Source organism: Gordonia sp. NPDC003429 (assembly GCF_053588575.1).
The window spans coordinates 88777-95231 of sequence record NZ_JBSFQF010000013.1; the positions used below are offsets into that span (position 1 = coordinate 88777).

Sequence of the window (6455 nt, forward strand, 5' to 3'; positions counted from 1 at the left end):
CCTCTCGTGACTCTCACTGTCACACCACCACGCGACGACCGCACCGTCGTCACCGTCGCAGGCATCGGCCTCACCGAACCCGAAGCCATCGCACTCATCAACCACATCACCGACCAGATGGAGACCCACCATGACCGACCCCGACGATGACATCATCCGGCTCTCACCCTCAACCGACATCCAACTCGCAGTGTTCGCAGCCGACACGACCATCGGCACCATCGAGACACCCATCCTGCAGTTCCAGGACGAACGCCTCGGCGAAGTCCACATCCTGCTCAACCCCGTCGACAACGCGGCGGTCAAGCTCTGCGGCAAGCTCGTCCACTACGTCAACCACCTCGTCGACCAACTCGGCGGTGACGACGAATGCTGAAACCCTGCCTCGTCTGCGGTGAACCCAGCGCCGAGTCCCGGTGTCCCGAGCACCGGCTCGACGCGCATGTCCTCACCCGACAGGAACGTGGCTACGACAGCAAGTGGGATCGCTTGTCCCGCAAGGCTCGCCAACTCCAACCGTTCTGCTCCGACTGCGGAACCACCAACGACCTACAAGCCGACCACAGCCCCGAAGCATGGGCACGCAAAGCCAGAGGAAAACCCATCCGACTGCGAGACATCGACGTTGTATGCGGCCCCTGTAACCGCCGTCGAGGCGCAGCACGCCCAGAAGCGACCAGGGGGGCAGGGCGCATCACCGCAGGTCAAAGCCCCGAAGGCAAGGCAAAGTTTGCGAGTGAGGTCCGAATATGAAGTCTGGTGCGAAGGGAACGATAGCCGTTGAGCCCCTTGACCTGCACGATTACCCCGCTGATCGGGCTGGCCGGATCAGCCGGTTTATCGCCGAGTACTTGATGATCCCTAAGGGTGTCGGCGCGGGCAGGCCGGTTGTATTGGCAGACTTCCAGGAGGAGATCGTCGCCGGTGCATTCGCTCCCGGTATCCGTCAAGCGCTCGTCTCGATCGCCAGGGCGAACGGCAAGACCGGGCTGGCTGCGATGCTGGCGGTCGCTGAGCTGTTCACTGGTGGTGAGTCGCCCGAGGTCCTGGTGGTGGCGTCGGATCAACGGCAGTCGAACATCACGTTGCGGGCCGCGAAGCGCATGATCGAGCTCAATCCGATGCTGGCCGAGCGTGCGCATGTCTACGCTGACCGGATTCAGACGCCGCTGAACAACGGCCTGTTGCAACCGCTCCCGGCTGATCCCGCGGCCCTGCATGGTTGGGACCCGACGCTCCTCGTCGTCGACGAGCTGCACGTGGTGACCGAACAGGTGTGGGAAGCGGTTACCTCGATGGTGGGTAAGCGGCCTGAGTCGTTGACGTTGGCGATCTCGACGCCGGCCGCGTCGGCTGACTCGATCATGTGGCGCTTGATCGAGCATGGCCGCTCCGGTGATGACTCTGCGTTCTATCTGCGCGAGTTCTCCGCGCCGGAGGGCTGCGACATCGACGACCGCGAGGCGTGGCGGATAGCGAACCCGGCGATGACGTGTGAGCGTCCGTTCCTTGCCGAGGATGGTATGGCTGCTGCACGAAAGACGTTGCGTGAGCCGGTGTTCCGGCAGTTGCGTCTCGGCCAGTGGGTGACTGGGGTGCAGGCGTGGTTGCCGTTCGGTGCCTGGGACGCCTGCACCGAGCCGCGGCTGGTCGCTGACAAGGAGCGTGTTGTCTTGGCATTCGACGGAAGTGCGTCGGGCGACTCGACCGCGCTCGTCGGCTGCACCCTCGACGGTCACATATGGGTCGAGGGGCTTTGGGAAAACCCTGGCGATCGAGGCTGGCGAGTGCCACGTGAGGACGTCGATAACGCTGTCGCCGTGGCATTTGACCGGTACCAAGTCCTCGAGTTGGCTTGCGACCCTTGGGGGTGGCGCACCGAGATCGAGGGGTGGGCTAAGCGTCACGGTGAGCGTCGGGTGGTGGAGTGGAACACCGCTCACGGTCAGCGGATGGCACCGGCTACCGACCGTCTGTATCAAGCCGTCGTCGGCCGCGAGGTCACTCACGACGGTGACTCCCGATTGTCGGCGCACATCGCGCACTGCGTCGCCAAATCCACGCCGCTGGGTGATCTCGTCAGCAAGGACAAGCGTGGGTCTCCACGAAAGATCGACGCCGCAGTCGCCGCGATCGTGGCATTCGACCGTGCCGCCTGGCACGGCACCAAATCCAAGAAACGAGCAAGGAGCTTCAAATGACCGACGTACTCACAGCACTCATGCAGAGCCTCGACGAGCGCGCCGCCCACCGTCACCGGTTGGACCGCTACTACGCCGGCGAGTCTCCGCTGTCCTACCTGTCGGCAGAGTCCGCCAAGGCGCTCGCCGGTATCCGCCAGTTGTCGGTGAATATCCCGCGGCTGCTCGTCGACTCGATGGCTGAGCGGCTACGCATCACCAGCTTCACCGGCGTCGACGTGTGGGACGACTGGCTACGCAACGATCTCGACCAGATGGCGCCGGTGGCGCACCGCGAAGCGCTGATCGTCGGCGACAGCTACGTGATTGTGTGGGCCGACCAGTTCGGCCGGCCCAAGGTCACCGTCGAATCCGCCCACCAGGTGGCAGCGCTGAACGATCCCGGTACCCGCGCCATCACGGCCGCGGTGAAGCGCTGGGAGACCTCGACGTCGACCGAGGCCGTTCTGTACGGTCCCGACGAGATCGTCCGCCTACGTGCCGAACAGACCGGAGCGACGACGGCAGGCTTCAAAGTCGTTGAGACACTGGCGAATCCGATCGGCGTGGTCCCGGTGGTGCGACTGCGCAACGGTGACCGGCTCCTCGGTCACGGCCGCAGCGAGATGGCCGACGTCCTCGACCTGTCCGACGCGGTGAACAAGCTGACCCTCGACCTGATGACGGCCTCGGAATACACCGCTCGACCACGACGCTTCGCCACCGGAATCGAGTTGACCGAGGCTGATGTCCTCGACGACAACGGCCAGCCGACCGGCGACACCGAAGCCGAGAACCCGTTCCCCGAGTCCGATCGCATGATGATCGCCGAGCCCGAGGGAGCGAAGTTCGGTCAACTACCGGGCGCTGATCTCGGCGGCTACCAGAACGCGGTGAACGTGCTCATGCGCCAAATCTCGGCAGTGAGCGGACTACCGGAACACATGCTCGGAATCGGTGGCGACAATCCGACCTCGGCCGATGCTATGCGAGCCGCCGAAGCATCACTGACCGCGCGTGCCCAAGCTCGCCAGGCTCAGTTCGGCCGTTCGTGGGAGACCGTCGCCAGGCTGATGGTTGCCGTTCGTGATGGTGTCGATCCGCAGCGCGTCGACGCGCGGGTCGTGTGGGCTGATCCGTCGACCCGCTCGGAAGCACAAGTCGCTGATGCCACCGTGAAGCTCTTTCAAAGCGATCTGATCCCCGCGTCGACCGCGCTGGCACGCCTGGGCTACACCGACGACGAGATCACCGCCATCGCCGCCGCACGTCGCGGTGACGTCCTCAACTCGATGTCGACCGACATCGGGAAGCTGGTGAGCTGATGGCCTACCGAGATGCCCTCATTGCCCTTTCGGAGCGATCTGAACGGCAGGTCGTCGCCGCGTGGAACGCCTACGTTGCCGGCGCCCTGTCCCGTGAGGAGTGCGTGCAGTGGATCGCCTCGGCCATCACCATCAGCAATGGGCAAGCCTCAGCGCTGGCGAACATGGCCTACGCCGCCGAGCTGATGACTCAGTTGGGTTCTCCCGCTGCCGTTCCGGCCTTGGCTACGCCCGATGATCTCGACCGGCTCACGAAGGCCGCGTCCACCGTTCTCGACGTCGCGCAAGCCTCCCCGGTATCGGCGGCGATCGTGGCCCGTCTCGGCCGTGCTGAACCACTCGAGACCGCCGCCCGCTCCTACAGCGACGCGATGATCCGCTCCGGCAAAACCCGAGGGTGGACCCGGCAACTGTCGGCGAACGCCTGCCAGCTGTGCCGCTGGTGGTGGCGAGAGGGCCGCATCTGGCCCGCAGAACACCCGTTCCAACACCACAAGGGATGCACCTGCACCCCGAAACCCGTTATCGCAGAAGGGATCAAGGAAACATGGGCAACAGCACGAGCGAAGGGGATACGGTGACGGTGACCGACGAGGCAACCGTGGTCGAAACGACCACAGATGTCCAGGAGCCGGACACCCTCGACGAGGACAACCGTGTACATGACGACCACGGTTCCGACGAGCCAGACACCGAACTTGCAGATTCAGAATCCGAGACAGAGCCGGACACGTTCGACCGGGCCTACGTCGAGAAGTTGCGTCAGGAGAACGGCAAATACCGTCAGCGTGCCCAGCGCGCCGACGATCTCGCCCGCCGCCTCCACCGCGCTCTCGTCGAGCAGACCGGCAAGCTCGCCGACCCGACCGACCTGGCATTCGATGAAGACCACCTCGACGACGCTGACAGCCTGACAGCAGCGATCGACACGCTACTGGCTGCGAAGCCTCATCTCGCGGCACGTCGAGTCGCTGGCGACATCGGGCAGGGTGCGAGCAAATCGAGTGACGGAGTGAACTTGCTCGGCATCCTCCGAGGACACTCGTAACCAATCCCAACATGTGAGATGATCGAGGGGACGCGCCTGGTGTGCGTCCCCTCGATTCGTCCTGGCGGCGAAGGTGACCAATCCCTTCCACTCCCCAGGAGAACGCCATGACCGAAACAACCACCACCAACCCCGAACTGCTCGCCGAACAAGTCTCGACCCTGCTCGTTCAGCCGCTCGAAGCCGCCTCGGTGGTCCTCTCATCCGGACCCCGCGTATTCGATACAGCAAGCGAACTGCGTATCCCCAAGCTCGTCAGCGGCTCGACACCCGCGTTCGTCGCCGAAGGTGGCCTGATCGCCGATAACGCCGACGTCGAGTTCGACGAGGTGAAGCTGATGCCCACCGACCGCACCTCGATCAAAACCATCCTGCGTTACACCTCAGAGTTGGTGCGCCAGAGCGTGATCGGTATCGACGCAGTACTCAAGGCCCGCCTAGTCAAGGACGTCTCCGACCTACTCGACTCCGCCCTACTGACCGGAGCTGGAACCGCCAAGTCGATCACCGGAATCACCAAGCAGGCGGGCGTCACCACTGGAGACCTCGACGTCACCGACGCCGACAGCCTCCTCGACGCCATCGCCGCTCTGAATGCGAAGGAAGTCACCCCCACCCAGTGGTTCATCTCCGGCGCGGACTTCGCGGCCCTGCGCAAGCTCAAGGAGTCCTCGACCTCGAATCGGTATCTGCTCGAACCAGATCCGACCCGGCAGTCGGGCACCACAATCTTTGGCATCCCGGCGACAATCACCAACAAACTCCCAGCTGGGGTTGCGATCCTCGCCGACATGTCGACTGTCGCCATCGCTCGAGACACCAGCCCGAGCGTGACCGTACTCAACGAGCGCTACGCCGAATACGATCAAGTCGGCCTCCGTGTCACCTGCCGATATGACCTCGGCTTGCTGCACGCTGAAGCCGTCTCCGTCCTCACCGCGGCCTGATGAGCGCGCCGACCGGCGCTGACGTTGCTGCATTCCTCGGTCAGGGTGACGACGAGACACTCGTCGCCCTGGCCGACCAGCACGTCACCATCGTCGCCGCGATGGTGCGCTCCTTCACACGAGGCAACGGATTCGTCGACGCCGAACCCAACGACGAGCTCGCCGCAGTCATCACCGTCGCGGCTGCCCGATTGACCGCCAACCCCGAACAAATCGCCACCACCACCGGATCGGTTGCGGTCAACGGGGGATTCACCGGCTGGACCCTCGCCGAACTGTTCGTCCTCAACCGCTACAGGAAGAGGGCGCAGTGATCTTCCACGACACCGTGATCCTGCAAACCACGACCGTCACCGGCACCGACGACTGGGGCAACGACATCATCGACTTCGTCGACCAAACCGTGCCCGCCGACATCTGGCCACTCGACACCGACCAGAAACTCGACCAGGGCAAGCTCACCGTCGTGCAGCGCTACCAGATGGTCATTTCCCGCACCGCCACCTTCGACCTCAACGACCCCACCATGCGCATCACCTGGCAAGGCCGACAGTTCGACGTCGAAGGCGCCATCGAACAACACATGATCCGCGGCCGCCTGCACCACTACGAAGCCATCGGGAAACTGACGTAGGCCAACACTTCGCCAACGGAATTGCGAATCACCCTGCGTTCCGAGGTGGACTACACGCACAGATACCGCTGCGCTGACCTGCATCAAAGGGACTCACAGCACGTGAGCGAACCACGCACTACCGCCCGCTGAAATGAATAGGTCAGGGGTTCGATTCCCCTGGGCGGCTCCACTAGAAAACGCAGGCAAAGGTGGGTTTCTGAGTCTCGTTGCGGCGCCAGCCCCAGAGGAATGATCAAGACCTGTGGATCAGGGAGGGCGTGCCTTCCCGTAAATATGATCCTGGTAGTCACTTGATCAAGTCAGCGTTGCAGCGCTGGC

General features: G+C 63.8%; 9 protein-coding genes. All 9 read left to right on the forward strand.

What is annotated here, in order from left to right; genetic code table 11:
- Positions 1-6 precede the first annotated feature (6 nt).
- The 9 genes from ACWDSI_RS15875 to ACWDSI_RS15915 all read left to right on the forward strand — a co-directional run bounded on the left by ACWDSI_RS15875 (position 7) and on the right by ACWDSI_RS15915 (position 6134).
- Positions 7-150, forward strand: a complete 144-nt coding sequence (locus ACWDSI_RS15875) for a hypothetical protein (protein WP_449757133.1) — start codon at positions 7-9, stop codon at positions 148-150.
- Positions 131-376: a hypothetical protein gene (locus ACWDSI_RS15880; protein WP_449757134.1), complete on the forward strand. Its 246-nt coding sequence runs from the start codon at positions 131-133 to the stop codon at positions 374-376. The genes ACWDSI_RS15875 and ACWDSI_RS15880 overlap by 20 nt, the downstream gene beginning before the upstream one ends.
- A gap of 373 nt (positions 377-749) precedes the next feature.
- Entirely contained in the window at positions 750-2201 is a 1452-nt protein-coding gene (locus tag ACWDSI_RS15885) for a terminase large subunit domain-containing protein (protein ID WP_449757135.1), read from the forward strand.
- Entirely contained in the window at positions 2198-3505 is a 1308-nt protein-coding gene (locus ACWDSI_RS15890; RefSeq protein ID WP_449757136.1) for a phage portal protein, read from the forward strand. Before ACWDSI_RS15885 ends, ACWDSI_RS15890 begins: the two co-directional genes overlap by 4 nt.
- Entirely contained in the window at positions 3505-4086 is a 582-nt protein-coding gene (locus tag ACWDSI_RS15895) for a hypothetical protein (protein WP_449757137.1), read from the forward strand. Before ACWDSI_RS15890 ends, ACWDSI_RS15895 begins: the two co-directional genes overlap by 1 nt.
- Positions 4053-4553: a hypothetical protein gene (locus ACWDSI_RS15900; protein WP_449757138.1), complete on the forward strand. Its 501-nt coding sequence runs from the start codon at positions 4053-4055 to the stop codon at positions 4551-4553. The genes ACWDSI_RS15895 and ACWDSI_RS15900 overlap by 34 nt, the downstream gene beginning before the upstream one ends.
- Before the next feature lie 107 nt (positions 4554-4660).
- A complete protein-coding gene (locus ACWDSI_RS15905; RefSeq protein ID WP_449757139.1) occupies positions 4661-5500 on the forward strand; it encodes a phage major capsid protein in 840 nt (279 codons plus the stop codon).
- On the forward strand, positions 5500-5814 hold the full coding sequence (locus ACWDSI_RS15910; protein WP_449757140.1) for a hypothetical protein: 315 nt from the start codon (positions 5500-5502) through the stop codon (positions 5812-5814). Before ACWDSI_RS15905 ends, ACWDSI_RS15910 begins: the two co-directional genes overlap by 1 nt.
- Positions 5811-6134, forward strand: coding sequence for a phage head completion protein (locus ACWDSI_RS15915; protein WP_449757141.1), 324 nt, complete (start codon positions 5811-5813; stop codon positions 6132-6134). Before ACWDSI_RS15910 ends, ACWDSI_RS15915 begins: the two co-directional genes overlap by 4 nt.
- Positions 6135-6455: the final 321 nt, after the last annotated feature.